At 62.5% G+C, this 15,224-nt stretch carries 17 protein-coding genes and 1 pseudogene; 11 read left to right on the forward strand and 7 right to left on the reverse strand.

Annotated elements, in window-relative coordinates:
• Window positions 1-37 precede the first annotated feature (37 nt).
• The 5 genes from PYH37_RS11755 (at window position 38) to PYH37_RS11775 (ending at window position 5,008) form a co-directional block, all read left to right on the forward strand.
• Window positions 38-418, forward strand: a complete 381-nt coding sequence (locus PYH37_RS11755) for a methylglyoxal synthase (protein WP_280735118.1) — start codon at window positions 38-40, stop codon at window positions 416-418.
• Between the two features lie 43 nt (window positions 419-461).
• On the forward strand, window positions 462-1,481 hold the full coding sequence (locus PYH37_RS11760) for a glucokinase (protein WP_280735119.1): 1,020 nt from the start codon (window positions 462-464) through the stop codon (window positions 1,479-1,481).
• Between the two features lie 109 nt (window positions 1,482-1,590).
• Entirely contained in the window at window positions 1,591-3,396 is a 1,806-nt protein-coding gene (locus PYH37_RS11765; protein ID WP_280735120.1) for an ABC transporter ATP-binding protein, read from the forward strand.
• Between the two features lie 129 nt (window positions 3,397-3,525).
• Window positions 3,526-4,344, forward strand: a complete 819-nt coding sequence (gene dapB / locus PYH37_RS11770) for a 4-hydroxy-tetrahydrodipicolinate reductase (protein ID WP_280735121.1) — start codon at window positions 3,526-3,528, stop codon at window positions 4,342-4,344.
• A 28-nt stretch (window positions 4,345-4,372) separates the two neighbouring features.
• Window positions 4,373-5,008 carry a 2,3-bisphosphoglycerate-dependent phosphoglycerate mutase gene (locus tag PYH37_RS11775; RefSeq protein ID WP_280735122.1) on the forward strand — a complete coding sequence of 212 codons (636 nt, stop codon included), beginning with the start codon at window positions 4,373-4,375 and terminating at the stop codon, window positions 5,006-5,008.
• 139 nt (window positions 5,009-5,147) lie between these two features.
• Here PYH37_RS11775 and PYH37_RS11780 read toward each other — a convergent pair whose 3' ends face one another.
• Together PYH37_RS11780 and PYH37_RS11785 are read right to left on the reverse strand one after the other, a co-directional pair.
• Complete coding sequence (locus tag PYH37_RS11780) at window positions 5,148-6,020, reverse strand: methylated-DNA--[protein]-cysteine S-methyltransferase (protein ID WP_280735123.1); 873 nt, start codon at window positions 6,018-6,020, stop codon at window positions 5,148-5,150.
• 82 nt (window positions 6,021-6,102) lie between these two features.
• Window positions 6,103-6,600 (reverse strand): DUF2244 domain-containing protein, encoded by a 498-nt coding sequence (locus PYH37_RS11785; protein ID WP_280735124.1) that lies wholly within the window; start codon window positions 6,598-6,600, stop codon window positions 6,103-6,105.
• 22 nt (window positions 6,601-6,622) lie between these two features.
• Here PYH37_RS11785 and nth point away from each other — a divergent pair, with 22 nt between their 5' ends.
• Window positions 6,623-7,399, forward strand: coding sequence for an endonuclease III (nth, locus tag PYH37_RS11790; RefSeq protein WP_280735125.1), 777 nt, complete (start codon window positions 6,623-6,625; stop codon window positions 7,397-7,399).
• Between the two features lie 14 nt (window positions 7,400-7,413).
• On the opposite strand, the gene PYH37_RS11795 is transcribed toward nth, so the two are convergent.
• Window positions 7,414-8,001, reverse strand: a complete 588-nt coding sequence (locus PYH37_RS11795) for a TetR/AcrR family transcriptional regulator (protein WP_280735126.1) — start codon at window positions 7,999-8,001, stop codon at window positions 7,414-7,416.
• Between the two features lie 67 nt (window positions 8,002-8,068).
• Between PYH37_RS11795 and PYH37_RS11800 the strand changes: the two genes are divergently transcribed.
• On the forward strand, window positions 8,069-8,494 hold the full coding sequence (locus PYH37_RS11800; RefSeq protein WP_280735127.1) for a VOC family protein: 426 nt from the start codon (window positions 8,069-8,071) through the stop codon (window positions 8,492-8,494).
• 87 nt (window positions 8,495-8,581) lie between these two features.
• The gene (locus PYH37_RS11805) at window positions 8,582-9,574 is read left to right on the forward strand and encodes an adenosine kinase (RefSeq protein WP_280735128.1); all 993 of its coding nucleotides are present in this window, start codon (window positions 8,582-8,584) and stop codon (window positions 9,572-9,574) included.
• Window positions 9,575-9,706: 132 nt separating this feature from the next.
• Here the strand turns inward: PYH37_RS11805 and PYH37_RS11810 are convergent, their stop codons facing one another.
• Entirely contained in the window at window positions 9,707-10,258 is a 552-nt protein-coding gene (locus PYH37_RS11810) for an SH3 domain-containing protein (protein ID WP_280735129.1), read from the reverse strand.
• Window positions 10,259-10,447: 189 nt separating this feature from the next.
• On the opposite strand from PYH37_RS11810, the gene PYH37_RS11815 reads away from it, so the two are divergent.
• Window positions 10,448-11,452 carry a 2-hydroxyacid dehydrogenase gene (locus PYH37_RS11815; RefSeq protein WP_280735130.1) on the forward strand — a complete coding sequence of 335 codons (1,005 nt, stop codon included), beginning with the start codon at window positions 10,448-10,450 and terminating at the stop codon, window positions 11,450-11,452.
• A gap of 44 nt (window positions 11,453-11,496) precedes the next feature.
• On the opposite strand, the gene PYH37_RS11820 is transcribed toward PYH37_RS11815, so the two are convergent.
• From PYH37_RS11820 to recF, 3 genes are read right to left on the reverse strand one after another with little or no spacing between them, the layout of a single operon-like run.
• Window positions 11,497-11,964 carry a GNAT family N-acetyltransferase gene (locus PYH37_RS11820; RefSeq protein WP_280735131.1) on the reverse strand — a complete coding sequence of 156 codons (468 nt, stop codon included), beginning with the start codon at window positions 11,962-11,964 and terminating at the stop codon, window positions 11,497-11,499.
• Between the two features lie 2 nt (window positions 11,965-11,966).
• Window positions 11,967-12,731 (reverse strand): molybdopterin-synthase adenylyltransferase MoeB, encoded by a 765-nt coding sequence (locus PYH37_RS11825; RefSeq protein WP_280735132.1) that lies wholly within the window; start codon window positions 12,729-12,731, stop codon window positions 11,967-11,969.
• A 55-nt stretch (window positions 12,732-12,786) separates the two neighbouring features.
• Window positions 12,787-13,911 (reverse strand): DNA replication/repair protein RecF, encoded by a 1,125-nt coding sequence (gene recF / locus PYH37_RS11830; protein ID WP_425336134.1) that lies wholly within the window; start codon window positions 13,909-13,911, stop codon window positions 12,787-12,789.
• 337 nt (window positions 13,912-14,248) lie between these two features.
• On the opposite strand from recF, the pseudogene PYH37_RS11835 reads away from it, so the two are divergent.
• Window positions 14,249-14,401, forward strand: a pseudogene (locus PYH37_RS11835) (inorganic phosphate transporter); the annotation flags it as partial.
• Window positions 14,402-14,587: 186 nt separating this feature from the next.
• Window positions 14,588-15,223 carry a DUF1326 domain-containing protein gene (locus tag PYH37_RS11840; RefSeq protein WP_280735134.1) on the forward strand — a complete coding sequence of 212 codons (636 nt, stop codon included), beginning with the start codon at window positions 14,588-14,590 and terminating at the stop codon, window positions 15,221-15,223.
• Window position 15,224: the final 1 nt, after the last annotated feature.

Consider the following 15,224-nt stretch of genomic DNA (forward strand, 5'->3'; position numbering starts at 1 on the left):
GCTTCAAGCGATCGTGAACTCTTGCCGGGGACGCTGCATGGCAGATCGGAAATGTCTTGCCCTGATCGCCCATGATCAGAAGAAAGATGACCTTGCCGCCTTTGCCAAGGCAAACGAGGCCGTGTTGTCCGACTGGAAGATCGTCGCGACCGGAACAACCGGCGGCCGTGTTCTCGACGTCTGCCCGGGCCTTGATATCACGCGCCTGAAAAGCGGACCGCTCGGCGGCGACCAGCAGATCGGCGCGATGATCGCAACGGGCGACGTGCACTTCCTGATCTTCTTCGTCGATCCGCTCACAGCCATGCCGCACGACGTCGACGTCAAGGCGCTGATGCGGCTTGCAATCGTCTATGACATTCCGATGGCGCTCAACCGCGCGACGGCCGAGCAGTTGATCGACTTCAAGCCCAACTGATACACATCACAAAATCTCACGCCGCGATCAGGACGGATTTGCCATGCCCAGTGCGAGTGATCACAGTTTCTCCTTTCCAATCTTGATCGGCGATATCGGCGGCACGAATGCCCGCTTCGCACTGCTCGTCGATGCCAATGCCGAACCGAAGCAGCTTCCTCCGATCAAGACGGGCGATTTCGCGACGATCGAGGAGGCGATGCAGAGGAGCATCCTCGACAAGACGTCCGTTCAGCCGCGTTCGGCCATCCTGGCGGTCGCGGGTCCGATCAAAGGCGATGAAATCCCGCTGACGAATGCCGGCTGGGTGATCCGTCCGAAGGACATGCTCGCAAGCCTCGGCCTCGAAGACGTGCTGGTCATCAACGACTTCGAGGCGCAGGCGCTCGCCATCGCTGCGCCGGCCGATGGCGACCTTGTCCAGATCGGTGGCGGCAGCGTCCGGCCGCTGACTTCGCGTGTCGTGCTCGGGCCAGGGACAGGACTCGGCGTCGCCGGCCTTGTCTTTGCGCAACGCACCTGGATCCCGGTGCCGGGCGAAGGCGGCCATGTCGACATCGGGCCGCGCACCGAGCGGGATTTCAGGATCTGGCCGTTCCTGGAGCCAATCGAGGGCCGCATGGCGGGCGAGCAGATCCTCTGCGGCCGCGGCATCATGAACCTCTATCGGGCGGTCTGCGCCGCCGATGGCGTAGAGCCGCTGCTCAAGGATCAGGCGGAAGTAACGACGACAGCATTGTCGGGTGCCGATCCGGCCGCGGTCGAAACCGTCTCGCTCTTCTGCACCTATCTCGGGCGTGTCGCCGGCGACATGGCGCTGATCTTCATGGCGCGGGGCGGCGTTTTCCTTGCCGGCGGTATTTCGCAAAAGATACTGCCAGCGTTGATGAAACCGGAGTTCCGTGCCGCCTTCGAGAACAAGGCGCCACATTCCGCGCTGATGCGCACGATTCCCACTTTCGCGGTCATCCATCCCATGGCGGCGCTCTCCGGGCTCGCCACATTTGCGCGCGCGCCAAGAGACTTCGGTGTTGCAACAGAGGGACGGCGCTGGAGAAGCTGAGCGCCCCGAAACACGCAAGACTCGCCAAAGCGGCATCAAACCACTATAGAGCCCCGGCAGGCGATGCCGGTGCGCGGCATCCCACAGCGGCTCAGGGAAGACGGCCTTATTGAACGCCAGCGATAGAAAACAGCGCGCGGTCGATTCCGAAACAATCAGCGGGATCCTGCGGCGCGTCATTGCCGAAAACGGTCGCGATCATATCCGCGGCTATGCTTTTGTCATCGCCTGCCTGGTGGTGGTGGCGGCGACGACGGGCTTCACCGCCTGGATCATGGAGACCGTAATCAACGAGGCGTTTGCCAACAGACGGGCGGATATCGTCCTGCTGATCTGCAGCGCCATCTTCGCCGCCTTCGTCCTGCGGGGGCTTGCAACCTACGGGCAGGCCGTTGCGCTCTCGAAGATCGGCAACAATATCGTTGCACGCTATCAGCGCCGGCTTTACGCGCACCTGATGGCTCTCAGCGTCGGCTATTTCCACGAACAGCGTTCGGCCCAGCTCGCGGCGAAGATCAGTCAGAATGTCAGCGGCATCCGCGACGTACTGAACATGACGGTCACGTCGATCGCACGCGATTTTCTGACCTTGATCGGCCTTGTCGGCGTCATGTTCAGCAAGGACTGGCTGCTCTCTCTGATCGTCTTCCTTGTCGCGCCGCCGCTGCTTATCGGCCTACGCTACATCTCCAGGCGTCTGCGCCTGGCGACGCGGGAGGCGGTCGAAGTCAACAGCCGCGTTCTCGGCGCGATGCAGGAGACCATTCAAGGCGTCACCATCGTCAAAGCCTTCACGATGGAGAACGAACTGCGCCGCAAAGTCGAGGCGATCATCGATCGCGCCGAAAACCGTGCGAACCGCATTGCGCGGCTCAGCGAACGTACGGCGCCGATGACGGAAACCTTTGCCGGACTGGCGATATCGAGCGTGCTCGCCTACAGTGCCTTTCGCGCGATTTACAGCAACGTGCCGCCGGGCGCCTTCTTCGCTTTCGTCACCGCTCTGCTGATGGCTTACGACCCGGCACGGCGGTTGGCGCGCCTGCAGGTGTCGCTGGAGCGTGCCGCTGTCAATGCCCGCATGGTCTACGAAATTCTCGACACGGTTCCGCATCAGCGCGATCGTCCGGATGCGACCGAACTGAAGCTCAGCGAAGCGACGGTTGAGTTGCGCGACGTGCACTTCGCCTATGGCGCGGGCGATGAGATCCTGAAGGGCGTCAGCTTCCACGCTGAGGGCGGGAAGACCACCGCGCTGGTCGGCCCCTCCGGTGCCGGCAAATCGACCATTATCAGCCTCATCCCGCGGTTCTACGATCCACAGTCGGGACAGATCCTCATCGATGGCCAGGACATCGCCGGCGTTACCAAGCATTCGCTGCGCAACGGCCTCGCCTATGTCTCGCAGCAACCCTATCTTTTCGAGGGCTCGATCCGCGACAATATCCGCTATGGACGGCCGGACGCCACGGATGCGGAAATCGAGGAAGCGGCGCGGCTCGCCTTTGCGCATGATTTCATCCTGGCGCAGCCGCAGGGCTATGACACGCCTGTCGGCGAACATGGTATCACGCTCTCCGGCGGCCAGCGCCAGCGCCTGTCGATCGCCCGTGCGCTCGTTCGCAATGCACCCATTCTTCTTCTCGATGAAGCGACCTCGGCGCTCGATACCGAGTCAGAGGCGGCCGTTCAGAAGGCCCTCGACCAGGCGATGAGCGGCCGGACCGTCATCGTCATCGCCCATCGCCTCTCCACGGTGGTCAACGCCGACAAGATCGTCGTCATGAAGGATGGCCGGGTCGTGGAGGAGGGGACGCACGAGGAGCTTGCACGCCGCCCGGACGGTCTTTACGCTCGGCTCCACAACCTCCAAGGGCGCAGCCCGGATGTGCCGGCCGAGGCACAAATCCTTTAGAGCGGAATGAGGAAAAGTGTACGCGGTTTCCGCCCGCACTCCGCTCCAACTGACTGGAATCGATCACGTTCACGATTTTGGGTCGATTCGACCCAAATCATCGTGATCTAGGAACGAGGGAATTTGACAATGAGCGAAACGGATATGAAGCTCGTGGTGGTCGGCGCGGCCGGCCGAATGGGCCAGACGCTGATCCGGATTGCTCATGCGATGGAGGGCGTGCGCCTGCACGCCGCAGTCGCGCGGCCCGGTTCGCCTTTCGTCGGCCGCGACGCCGGCGAACTCTCTGGGCTCGGGCCGATCGGCGTCCCGGTCACGGACAAGCCGCTCGAAGCGTTCGTTGATGCGGAAGGCGTGCTCGACTTCACCTCGCCGGCGAGCACCGTCGAATTCGCCGGCCTCGCGGCTCAGGCGCGCATCGTTCATGTCATCGGCACGACGGGATGTTCGGCAGACGACGAGGCCAGGATCCGCGCCGCGGCCCGCCACGCTCGCGTCATCAAATCCGGCAATATGAGCCTCGGCGTCAATCTTCTCGGCGTGCTGACGGAGAAGGCGGCGCGTGCGCTCGGGGCGGCGGCCTGGGACATCGAAATCCTGGAAATGCACCACAAGCACAAGGTCGATGCGCCGTCCGGCACGGCCCTGCTGCTCGGCGAGGCGGCGGCCAAGGGTCGCGGCATCGCCCTTGCGGAGCATTCGGTGCGGGTGCGCGACGGCCATACCGGCGCCCGGCCGCAGGGGGCGATCGGCTTTGCCACCTTGCGCGGCGGCTCCGTCATCGGCGAGCACTCCGTCATTATCGCCGGTGAAGGCGAACAGGTGACCCTCTCGCACAGCGCCACGGATCGTACCATCTTTGCGCGCGGTGCGGTGACTGCGGCCCTTTGGGGGCGCAACCAGAAGCCGGGCTTCTATTCCATGCTCGATGTTCTCGGGCTCGACTGACAGCTAAATCTTTCAAGAGGAAATCGAAATGAGCGGCACCCTCGTTCTCGTTCGGCATGGCCAGAGCGAATGGAACCTGAAGAATCTCTTCACCGGATGGCGTGATCCGGACCTGACCGAACTTGGCGTCGAGGAGGCGAAGGCCGGCGGCAAGGCGCTCGCCGACTACGGCATCAAATTCGACATCGCCTTCACGTCTTCGCTCGTCCGCGCACAGCGCACCTGCCAACTCGTTCTCGACGCCGTCGGCCAGTCGTCGCTAGAAACGATCCGCGATCAGGCGCTGAACGAACGCGACTACGGCGATCTTTCCGGCCTCAACAAGGACGATGCGCGCGCGAAATGGGGCGAGGAGCAGGTCCACATCTGGCGCCGCTCCTATGACGTCTCGCCGCCGGGCGGCGAAAGCCTGCGCGATACCGGCGCGCGTGTCTGGCCCTATTATCTCACCGACATTCTGCCGCGCGTGCTTTCCGGCCAGAAGGTACTGGTTGCCGCGCATGGCAATTCGCTGCGCGCGCTGGTCATGGTTCTCGACAAGCTGACCAAGGAACAGATCCTGAAGCTCAATTTGGCGACCGGCGTTCCGATGGTCTACAAGCTCAAGGCAGACTCCACGGTCGCCTCCAAGGAAGTGCTGGGCGATATGTCCGGCGCGCATTAATCTGATGTGTTAAGCGGGAAGAGATTTTACCCTCAGCCTTCTCCCCGCCCGCGGGGAGAAGGCTGGGGTGAGGCGCGAAAACGGCGGCCACCCCGCCCGTTCTTCCCGCACAGCGGCGCCGCAGCACCCCTCTATCGCTTCACGCCTTGCCCGCTTCCCAACCGAGGATCGCGCGCTTTCGCGTCAGTCCCCAATGATAGCCGGTCAAGTCACCGCTCTTGCCGAGCGCACGATGGCAGGGCACGACGAAGGAAATCGGATTTCGCCCGACGGCGGCGCCGACAGCACGCGATGCCGTCGGTTGGCCGATTTCATCCGCGATCTTCGAGTAGCTTGTCGCCTTTCCGAGCGGAATGTTCAGCAACGCCTGCCAGACTCTCACCTGGAAATCCGAGCCGATCAGGAAGATGCGCAGCGGTTCTTCCGCGCACCAGCGCTCCGGATTGAAGATGCGGGCCGCGTAGCGCGCTGTCGCCGCGCTGTCCTCGACATAGTTGGCGTTCGGCCACCGGTGCGCCATATCGTCGAAACTTGCGCGCTCCTGGCCGACATCGGCAAAGGCCAGCCCCGCGAGGCCCCGCTCGGTGATCATCACCAGCGCCGTGCCGAAGGGTGAGGGATGGAAACCGTAGCGGACGGTAAGGCCTGCGCCGCGCGCTTTCCATTCGCCGGGGGACATCGCCTCATGGGTGACGAAGAGGTCGTGCAGGCGCCCGGGGCCGGACAGCCCGACCTCGAAGCTGGTCTCGAGCAGCGGCATGTCTTCCTGCCGCAGGAGCCGCTTGGCGTGGTCGAGCGTTACCGCTTGGAGGAAGGCCTTGGGCGAGAGGCCGGCCCAGCGGGTGAAGGTCTTTTGGAGCTGCGTCGGCGACTGGCCCAGGCGACCGGCGATCTTTTCTAGCGACGGCTGATCGCGATAATCCTCCGTCAGCATCTCGATCACGCGACAGACGGTGTCATAGTCCGTGCCTTCCGGCGTGATATCGGTGGGAATCGATGTAACAACGTTCATGATCATCTCCTGTCATCTCACAGGTAATCATGCGAGGGGCTCTATAACCACCCGTTTCTTGTCGAAGCGCGAGGGTCGAGGATCATCGCGATCTGGCCGTTGCCAGTGCGCGGGCGAAGGCTGCGGCGAACGTTTCGCGATCATCGCGATTGAGGAATGACCCGACATCGGTCTGGCGGCCGCCACCGCTGATCATCATCGAAACGATCCCGATCTCCTGATGCCGGCTGATGCTGAATCGCGCCCAGAAGGGGTTGAAACGATGTTCGATCATTCTCCCCGACGGTGCAAACTTCCTCACTGCCACGTCTGTGCGCGAAACGCTGACCTCTTCGCGGGCGCGAGCCGAGTGGTAGTTGAGCCAGAACGCTCCGAAGAGCAGGACGAAATCCAGCCCGAGGAAGAAGACAATCGGCCAAGCGCCGATGACCAGGAACACGAAGACATGAACCAGGCTCATTGCACCGGCGATCATCAGAAGAACCTTGAAGCCCTTGTAACCGAGCGAGCGGTAGGGCGTAAGCTCGGCCGCGAAGATCGGCTGGTCGTTGATGCTTGTCTCGGCGTTGCCTTCGGTCATGACCAATGACTATAGATGCAGCATGAAAAACGTAAAACTCAAATCGCCAGGGGAAATGGCAAAATCGAAGCCGACGGCAGCCGGCCGCTCGCGGGCACGACCACGCACCGCCTACAGTCCCGCCGAAATCGAGGAAATCTTTCACCGGTTCTCCATTCAGCGCCCGGAGCCGAGAGGCGAACTCGAGCATGTCAATCCGTTCACGCTGGTGGTGGCGGTCGCCCTTTCTGCGCAGGCGACCGATGCCGGCGTCAACAAGGCGACGCGTGCGCTCTTTGCCGTCGCCGACACGCCGGAGAAAATGCTGGCGCTCGGGGAGGACAAGCTTCGCGACTATATCAAGACGATCGGCCTTTACCGCAACAAGGCCAAGAATGTGATTGCTCTCAGCGAGAAGCTCATCAGCGATTTTGGCGGCCAGGTGCCCCGCACGCGCGAAGAACTGATGACCTTGCCGGGAGTGGGGCGCAAGACCGCCAACGTGGTGCTTTCAATGGCCTTCGGCCAGCCGACGATCGCCGTCGACACTCACATATTCCGGATCGCCAACCGCATCCGCCTGGCGCCCGGCAAGACGCCCGACGAGGTGGAGGCGCATCTCCTGCGGGTCATTCCGAAGGATTATCTCTACCATGCCCATCATTGGTTGATTCTTCATGGTCGCTATGTCTGCAAGGCGCGGCGGCCGGAATGTGAACGTTGTGTGATCGCCGATCTCTGCAAATCGCCGGAGAAGACGTGCGACATTCCAGCCCCTCTGGTTGAATTGCCGCCGCAGGTGGTCCCGGTCGCCGGTTAAGCTCCGGCGACCCCTCACTGCGCGATCAGGCGATCGATCAGGTTGGCGATCGCGTCGCTGTAAGCCGCCTGCGTGGCGCCCGCCTGTATTTCAAGCGCTGCCCGGTCGAAGGCAGCCGAAAGCAGGATCGCGGTTGCTTGCAGTACCGTTTCATCGATTTTTCGAGGCTCCATGGCGAGCGCCAGCCCTTCTTCGAGCGTGCGGCGCGCATGCCCGGCGTCTATCGCCGCGATTTCGGCCGCGCCGAGAACGGCCGGGCCGTCGAGCAGCAACAAGCGAACTCTGCCGGGAGCAGCCATGGCGGTGAAATAGGCATCGGCGCCGGTCAGCAGGGCGTCACGCGGAGATAACGCTGCCTCCGTCGATTGTTCAATTGTCTCCGCGACCAGTCGGGCCTCTCGCTCGACGACGGCCCGGAACAGTGCCTTCTTGTCCTCGAAGTGGTGATAAAGCGCTCCACGCGTCAGCCCGGCCGCAGCAACGATGTCCGGCGTGGCGGTCTCGGCATATCCGCGGGTCACGAAGAGATCGCGTGCCGCGTCGAGGATCGCGGCACGGGTGGCATCGGAGCGCTGCCGGCTTGAGCGTCGGGTACGTTGCATACATGCAGCCTGTATGTTATGTAAGATACATGCAGATTGTATGATAATTTTCCAAGGAGGAAAAGCCGTGAAATCGACCAGCTATTATCCGGTGATCATGACCGATGATGTCGCCGCAACGTCGGATTTCTACATTCGTCACTTCCGTTTCGAGCCGCTGTTCACCACCGATTGGTACGTCCATCTGCAGTCGAGCGAGGCCGAGCATGTGACGATTGCCATCCTCGACTACCGTCACAAAACGATACCGGAGGCGCAGAGAGCGCCCGTTCGTGGTTTGCTTCTCAATTTCGAAGTCGAGGATGCCGATCGGCTCTATGCTGAGGCGCAAGCAGCCGGGCTCCCCATCCTGAAGCCCCTCTGCGACGAGGATTTCGGCCAGCGGCACTTCATCACCGCCGATCCGAACGGCGTCTTGATCGACATCATCAAACCAATTCCGCCAAGTGCAGATTTTGCCGGCGCCTATAACGCGGCGGCGCTGCCGACGTGAGCGAGGGAGATTTTCGCTTTGGTCTTCCAAATGGCCGGAAAACCGCTATTACCGAACACCGGTCATTCACGAAACCGGACGGAGTCCATGACAAAATACGATGTGCTGACGATCGGCAACGCGATCGTCGATATCATTGCGCGCTGCAATGACAGCTTTCTTGCGGAAAACGGCATCATCAAGGGCGCGATGAACCTCATCAATGCGGATCGGGCGGAGCTCCTCTATTCACGGATGGGTCCGGCGGTGGAGGCCTCTGGCGGCAGCGCCGGCAATACGGCCGCCGGCGTCGCCAGTCTCGGCGGGCGGGCCGCCTATTTCGGCAAGATCGCCAACGACCAGCTCGGTGAAATCTTCACCCACGACATCCGGGCGCAAGGCGTCCATTTTCAAACCAAGCCGCTGGACAGCCATCCGCCGACCGCACGCTCGATGATCTTCGTCACCGAAGACGGTGAACGCTCGATGAACACCTATCTCGGCGCCTGCGTCGAACTTGGTCCGGACGACGTCGAGGCTGAGGTCGTCGCGCAATCCAAAGTCACCTATTTCGAAGGTTATTTGTGGGATCCGCCGCGGGCCAAGGACGCGATCCGCGAGGCGGCGCGTATCGCCCATGCGAACGGTCGTGAAACAGCCATGACGCTTTCCGACAGTTTCTGCGTGCACCGTTATCGCGACGAGTTCCTGGAGTTGATGCGCTCGGGCACAGTTGACATCGTCTTTGCCAACAAACAGGAAGCGCTGGCGCTGTACGAGACCGAGGATTTCAATCTGGCGCTGACGATGCTTGCGAAGGACTGCAAGCTGGCCGCCGTTACGCTCAGCGAGGAAGGGTCCGTCGTCGTCCGTGGCACAGAGTGCGTGCGCGTCGGCGCCAGCGCCATCGAGCAGGTAGTCGATACGACCGGCGCAGGCGATCTTTATGCTGCGGGCTTTCTTTTCGGCTATACGACCGGTCGATCGCTCGAGGACTGCAGCAAGCTCGGCAACATGGCTGCCGGAATAGTTATCGGCCAGATCGGCCCGCGTCCGATGGTATCGCTTGCAAGCGCCGCCAAGGAAGCCGCGCTCCTCTGACCGGCTACTGCATGTTTCCGGAGATCGGAGACGATTTAAGGAAAAAAACGTGCAACAATTCAAAGTGCTACAGCGACATCTGCGCGTCTGATAGGACGCGCGGCGCTGTAGGTGTGACAGCCGGGCGCAGCCTTATTTGAAGGCTTCGCCCGGATAGGCGCCCCAGATCTCGCTCTGCGCGATCCAGCCTTCCACCCCTTGCGTCTCGGCGTGGCACCAGTCGCCGTTGCATTCACCGATATGCAGGACGACGCCGGGCTCCATCCGGGCGACGATCGGCGCCGTACCTTGAGGATCGCGCCTCAGATTGACGAAGATGCCCTCTCCCTTGCCGCGCATCCACGGAGCCGCGAGCGCCGTGCGATCACCGGAAAGTAGCGCCTGGTTTACCCAGCCCTCTGTCCCATCAGCGTCGCGTATCCGGCGCCAGTTGTCATATTCCTGGATGATTTCGACCGGAACGCCGGATTTGAGATAGCGGAAGGCGACCGCATAATCGAGGCTGGGACCGATGCGCAGATTGACACTCTTCGCCTTCAGGCTGACGAAGCGGGGCAGCGGCAAACCGCTCGCGCCCTTGGCCGCCTGGGCAAAGGCACCGGGGGTCATTACCGCTGTTGCGATGCAGGCGGCGACCAACAGGACGGAGACTCTGGAAATGATGTGACGCATGACGTAGCTCATTTTCCGATGATAAGCGAAGCTTTGCAGCGGCTTTGCGCTTGAACAGACGCGTGAAGCTATAGGCGCAAATCCCGACCAGGCAGCGACTTTCAATTGTCTTCCCCACCGGGTCTGGTAGAAATTGCGGCTATAGGGAGAAACTATCACCCAACTTGGTTAAGGACCCGTCAACGAGGGCCGCTCACAGCAATGACAAGTAAGAAGAAGCCAACGGTCTACATCACCCGGAAATTGCCGGATGTCGTCGAAACCCGGATGCGCGAACTTTTCGACGCGGAGCTCAACATCGACGATCGGCCGCGCAGCCAGCCGGAGCTGGTGGCCGCGGTCAAGCGGGCCGATGTGCTCGTGCCGACCGTGACGGACCGGATCGACGCCGCCTTGATCGAACAGGCGGGACCGCAACTGAGGCTGATTGCCAGTTTCTCCAACGGCGTCGACAATATCGATGTCGATGCGGCTGCCCGAAAGGGAATCACCGTCACGAACACGCCGAACGTGCTGACGGAAGACACGGCCGACATGACCATGGCGCTCATCCTGGCGGTGCCGCGCCGGCTCGCCGAAGGTGCGCAGGTCCTGACCGACCGAAAAGGCGAATGGGCCGGGTGGTCACCCACTTGGATGCTCGGTCGCCGTATTGCCGGCAAGCGTATCGGCATCGTCGGCATGGGGAGGATCGGCACGGCGGTCGCCCGTCGCGCCAAGGCTTTCGGCCTTTCGATTCACTATCACAACCGTCACCGCGTCAAATCGGAGACCGAGGAGATGTTGGAGGCGACCTATTGGGATAGCCTCGACCAGATGCTCGCCCGCGTCGATATCGTTTCCGTCAATTGTCCCTCGACGCCCGCGACCTATCATCTGCTCTCGGCTCGCCGGCTCGCGCTGATGCGGCCGGAAAGCTACATCGTCAACACCGCGCGTGGCGGCATCATCGACGAAACGGCGCTGATAAAATGTCTGAGGGAGGGCAAGATTGCCGGCGCAGGGCTTGACGTTTTCGAGAACGAACCGGCTGTCAATCCGAAACTCGTCAAGCTTGCCGGCGAAGGCAAGGTCGTGCTGCTGCCGCACATGAGCTCGGCGACGCTCGAAGGCCGTATCGACATGGGCGAGAAGGTGGTGATCAACATCCGCACCTTCTTCGATGGCCATCGTCCGCCGGACCGGGTGCTGCCAGGGCGCGACTAGGTGACACTGCAACGTCGCTCACGCCTTTTATTTCGCTCTGACGGCTACAGTAATTTCCACATCTCGATCGAGGTCGGGCGGGTAAAGCCGGGATGGGCGGAGCGGCCCGTCTCGACAAAGCCCCATGCCACGAAGGTGGCGTGGTTCGCGGCAAGCTCAATGCGCGTCTGCAGCCTCAGTGCCGGCAGTCCGAGCTCGCGCGCGGTCCGCTCGGCAGCGGCAAGGAGCAGGCGGCCGACGCCCTTGCCTTGGCACGGCGGCGCGACGGCGAGTTTGCCGATGTAGAGGCAATCCGTTTCCCGCTTGCAGAACACGCAGCCGAGAAGGTCTCGCTCGTCAGCGATCGCAAAGGCCAACTCGTTCTTCGCCTTATGGCGCAGCGCCCCCACTGTCAGCGCACGGGCCGAGGATGGCGGATCGATGCGCCCTTCCATATAGGCAAACGAGGTGAGGATCAGCGACAGCAACTCTTCGAAACGATCGAACCGCTCGTCGATACGAATCGTTTGCATGATCAACGCGTCATGCCGCGCCGGTACCGGATCGTGTTGAACTGTGCGGCGAGCGCGTCATAGAGCAGCAGTCGGCCGACGAGCGGTTCGCCGATGCCGGTGATGAGCTTGATCGCTTCCATCGCCTGCAGGGTGCCGATGACGCCGGTCAATGCGCCGAGGATGCCGGCCTCGGCGCAGCTCGGTACCGTGCCAGGCGGAGGCGGCTCGGGAAAGAGATCGCGGTAGGAGGGATTGGGTCGCCCCTCGGCATCGCTCTCATAGGGCTTCAAGACGGTAACGGAACCGTCGAACCGGCCGACGGCGCCGGTCACCAGCGGGACCTCCGCCGCTTCCGCCGTGTCCGCCGCAAGATAACGCGTATCGAAGTTGTCCGAGCCGTCGACCACCAGGTCATATTGACGGAAGATCGCGTCGGCATTTTCCGCATGGAGTCGCAGCGCATGCGGGACGACCGTCACGTGCGGGTTGAGCCCGCCTATGGCGGCTGCGGCACTTTCCACCTTCGGCCGGCCGATATCCGCAGTGCCGTGTATCACCTGGCGCTGCAGGTTCGAAAGCGAAACCACGTCGTCGTCGATGATGCCGAGCGTTCCGGCGCCGGCCGCGGCGAGATATTGCAAAGCCGGCGCGCCGAGACCGCCGGCGCCGATGACGAGCACGCGTGCCGCCTTGAGCCTCTGTTGCCCCGCCCCGCCGATCTCCGGCAAGACGATGTGGCGCGCGTAACGCGCGATTTCCGATGGATCAAGCGTCGCAGCGGTCATTGTCTGCTCCAGTCTTCTTGCGCGCCCTTCTCGGATGCGCCGCAATGGTCGCATGTCACCCGGAAACGCGCCCGTTGGCAACGGTCAGAAAAAGACCGCGGTCGCCGATGGCGCTGAACATGCTCTTGTCGGTCCCGGTCATGAAAGCCTGGCCGCCCAAGCCGTCCACCAGACCGAAGAGCGCCCGGCGCCGCCCTTCGTCGAGATGGGCGGCGATTTCGTCGAGCAGAAGGATCGGTGCGTGGCCGGTCATGTCGCCAACGAGCCGCGCATGGGCCAGCACCAGCCCGACAAGCAGCGCTTTCTGCTCGCCGGTCGAGCAGCGTTCCGCCTCCATATCCTTTTCGCGATGGCGTATCATAAGGTCGCTGCGGTGAGGACCGTCCAGCGTGCGGCCCGCCGCGGCATCGCGACTTCGGCCCTCCTGCAGCATCGCAAGGTAGCGTTCTTCCAGGTCGTAGGCCGGTACGACGTGGAACTCATCGAGAAACCCGGCGAGCGACAGGCTGGCCGAAGGAAAGGTTCCATCGCTCTGGCTTCGCTCCACAAGCGCCGTAAGCAGGCCCAGCATCTCCTGCCGGGCAAGCGCCATCGACACCCCGAGCCCGGCCATTTCCCGCTCGATCGCGGAGAGCCAGGCGGGATCCGGGCGAAATTCCGCAAGGAGCCGGTTGCGGCTCCGCATGGCGCGATCGAACTCGCTGGCGCGCCGCCCGTGTTCGGGATCGAGTGAGAGCACCAGCCGGTCGAGAAAGCGCCTGCGATCGGCGGACGGGCCGGTAAAGAGGCCATCCATCGCCGGCGTTAGCCAGAGCACGCGCAAGTGATCGGTCAACTCGTCGACGGTGCGGGCGGGGGTGCCGTTGAGCCGCAGGCGCCGCGATTGCCCTTCCTCGGTGCCCGCCGTACCGGTACCGATCTCCACAGGGCCTTCCATGCCATCGACTGCTGCGAAGACCGAGAAACCATCGCTCGCTCCGACACGAGCGACGTCCGCGTAAGCAGCACGGCGGAGGCCCCGCCCGGGTGAGAGAAAGGAAATCGCTTCCATCAGATTGGTCTTGCCCGCACCGTTCTCTCCGGTCAGCACCACATGACGGGCATCGAGGTCGAGCGCCAAGGCCGCGTAGTTGCGGAAGTCGGTCAGTTTCAGACGGGTTAGGAAGACCTTGTGGGGCATTGCGGGTCCGAGTTCGATCTTTCCGTGAGGTAGGACGAAAGCGGGGCCATGGCAAGGCGAAAGGGCGCCCGGTTCGCCCTCATCCGGCCTGCCTGCCACCTTCTCCAGGTGCGGGAAAAAGAGATTCGCGGCAACGTTCCGATCGCAAAACCTCCTCTCCCTGCTTGTGAGCCGCGAGAGCCGGAATGAGGGGCGATCACAATCGCGAGACGCTCACAGCCCGCTTTGCGCCCCTGCGCAACGGCGTTCCAAAAGGCTTCTCCTGTGGGAAAGCTCTCGTTTTCCGCGGGTTCGGAATTTTCCTGGGAGCACAGGTGCAATATGGCAGCCTCATGACACCGGCGCCATCATCGGCGTCGGAGCGGCCCGGCGCGTCTCGGCGGTACGCTGAGGTCTTGCCGGAAACATCGTCGTCGCCCGGGTGATCACCCTGCCGGCGGCTGCTGTGATCTCGGCTCTCTCCTACTTCGCCGTCGATCTGGTCGGCTGAGGTCGCCGCGCCTCGATCCGTGATACTTCCGTGTCTCCCAACAAGGCGGAGACCTCTCGCCGTCGGAGGACGGCGGGTGCCCCGTTGGCATTGCCGATGCCAGAGAGTATATTTTTGCAACCTAATAAAAAGTTGTGCCTAAAAAATCTGTGCTTGACGGAATTGGTCGGATCTTGGGAGGAGACGATGGCGAACGTCAGATGGACGATCAAGGGTCGTGAGTTTATTCATTGCAATTGCGCCTATGGCTGCCCCTGCCAGTTTAACGCATTGCCGACGCACGGGCATTGCAGCGCGGTGGGCGCAATCGACATTGAGGAGGGGCATCATGGCGATACCCGGCTCGACGGTCTTAGATGCGGCATGATTGTGGCCTGGCCGGGCGCCATTCACGAGGGTAGGGGCGCAGTGGTGCCGATCGTCGACGAGCGCGCATCCGACGAGCAGCGCGAGGCGCTGCTGCGCATTATGAGCGGCCAGGATACCGAACCGGGCGCCACGTTCTTCCAGGTGTTTTCGACGACTTTCGAGACGTTTCACGATCCGGTTTTCGCGCCGATCGATTTTGAAGTCGACCTGGAAGCCCGCACGGCGCGTCTGAACGTACCGGGATGGATCGAGGCGCGCGGGGAGCCGATTCTCAATCCGGTGACCGGAGCGGAGCACCGCGCCCGGCTGAACCTTCCGAGCGGGTTCGAATACGACATTTGTGAGGTCGGCCGCGGATGGGCCGATACCACCGGTCCCCTTACGCTTTCCTTGACCGACTCGCATGCGCATTTCGCCAAGTTGCACATGACCGAAAGTGGCGTGGTCCACTGAC

Source organism: Sinorhizobium numidicum, from assembly GCF_029892045.1.
GTDB classification, from domain to species: Bacteria; Pseudomonadota; Alphaproteobacteria; order Rhizobiales; family Rhizobiaceae; genus Sinorhizobium; species Sinorhizobium numidicum.

Coding starts and splice junctions, on each gene's coding strand:
- PYH37_RS11755 (WP_280735118.1), top strand. CDS start 38: ATGGCAGATCGGAAATGTCTTGCCCTGATCGCCCATGATCAGAAGAAA.
- PYH37_RS11760 (WP_280735119.1), top strand. CDS start 462: ATGCCCAGTGCGAGTGATCACAGTTTCTCCTTTCCAATCTTGATCGGC.
- dapB (WP_280735121.1), top strand. CDS start 3,526: ATGAGCGAAACGGATATGAAGCTCGTGGTGGTCGGCGCGGCCGGCCGA.
- PYH37_RS11775 (WP_280735122.1), top strand. CDS start 4,373: ATGAGCGGCACCCTCGTTCTCGTTCGGCATGGCCAGAGCGAATGGAAC.
- PYH37_RS11780 (WP_280735123.1), bottom strand. CDS start 6,020: ATGAACGTTGTTACATCGATTCCCACCGATATCACGCCGGAAGGCACG.
- PYH37_RS11785 (WP_280735124.1), bottom strand. CDS start 6,600: ATGACCGAAGGCAACGCCGAGACAAGCATCAACGACCAGCCGATCTTC.
- nth (WP_280735125.1), top strand. CDS start 6,623: ATGAAAAACGTAAAACTCAAATCGCCAGGGGAAATGGCAAAATCGAAG.
- PYH37_RS11795 (WP_280735126.1), bottom strand. CDS start 8,001: ATGCAACGTACCCGACGCTCAAGCCGGCAGCGCTCCGATGCCACCCGT.
- PYH37_RS11805 (WP_280735128.1), top strand. CDS start 8,582: ATGACAAAATACGATGTGCTGACGATCGGCAACGCGATCGTCGATATC.
- PYH37_RS11810 (WP_280735129.1), bottom strand. CDS start 10,258: ATGAGCTACGTCATGCGTCACATCATTTCCAGAGTCTCCGTCCTGTTG.
- PYH37_RS11815 (WP_280735130.1), top strand. CDS start 10,448: ATGACAAGTAAGAAGAAGCCAACGGTCTACATCACCCGGAAATTGCCG.
- PYH37_RS11820 (WP_280735131.1), bottom strand. CDS start 11,964: ATGCAAACGATTCGTATCGACGAGCGGTTCGATCGTTTCGAAGAGTTG.
- PYH37_RS11825 (WP_280735132.1), bottom strand. CDS start 12,731: ATGACCGCTGCGACGCTTGATCCATCGGAAATCGCGCGTTACGCGCGC.
- recF (WP_425336134.1), bottom strand. CDS start 13,911: ATGCCCCACAAGGTCTTCCTAACCCGTCTGAAACTGACCGACTTCCGC.
- PYH37_RS11840 (WP_280735134.1), top strand. CDS start 14,588: ATGGCGAACGTCAGATGGACGATCAAGGGTCGTGAGTTTATTCATTGC.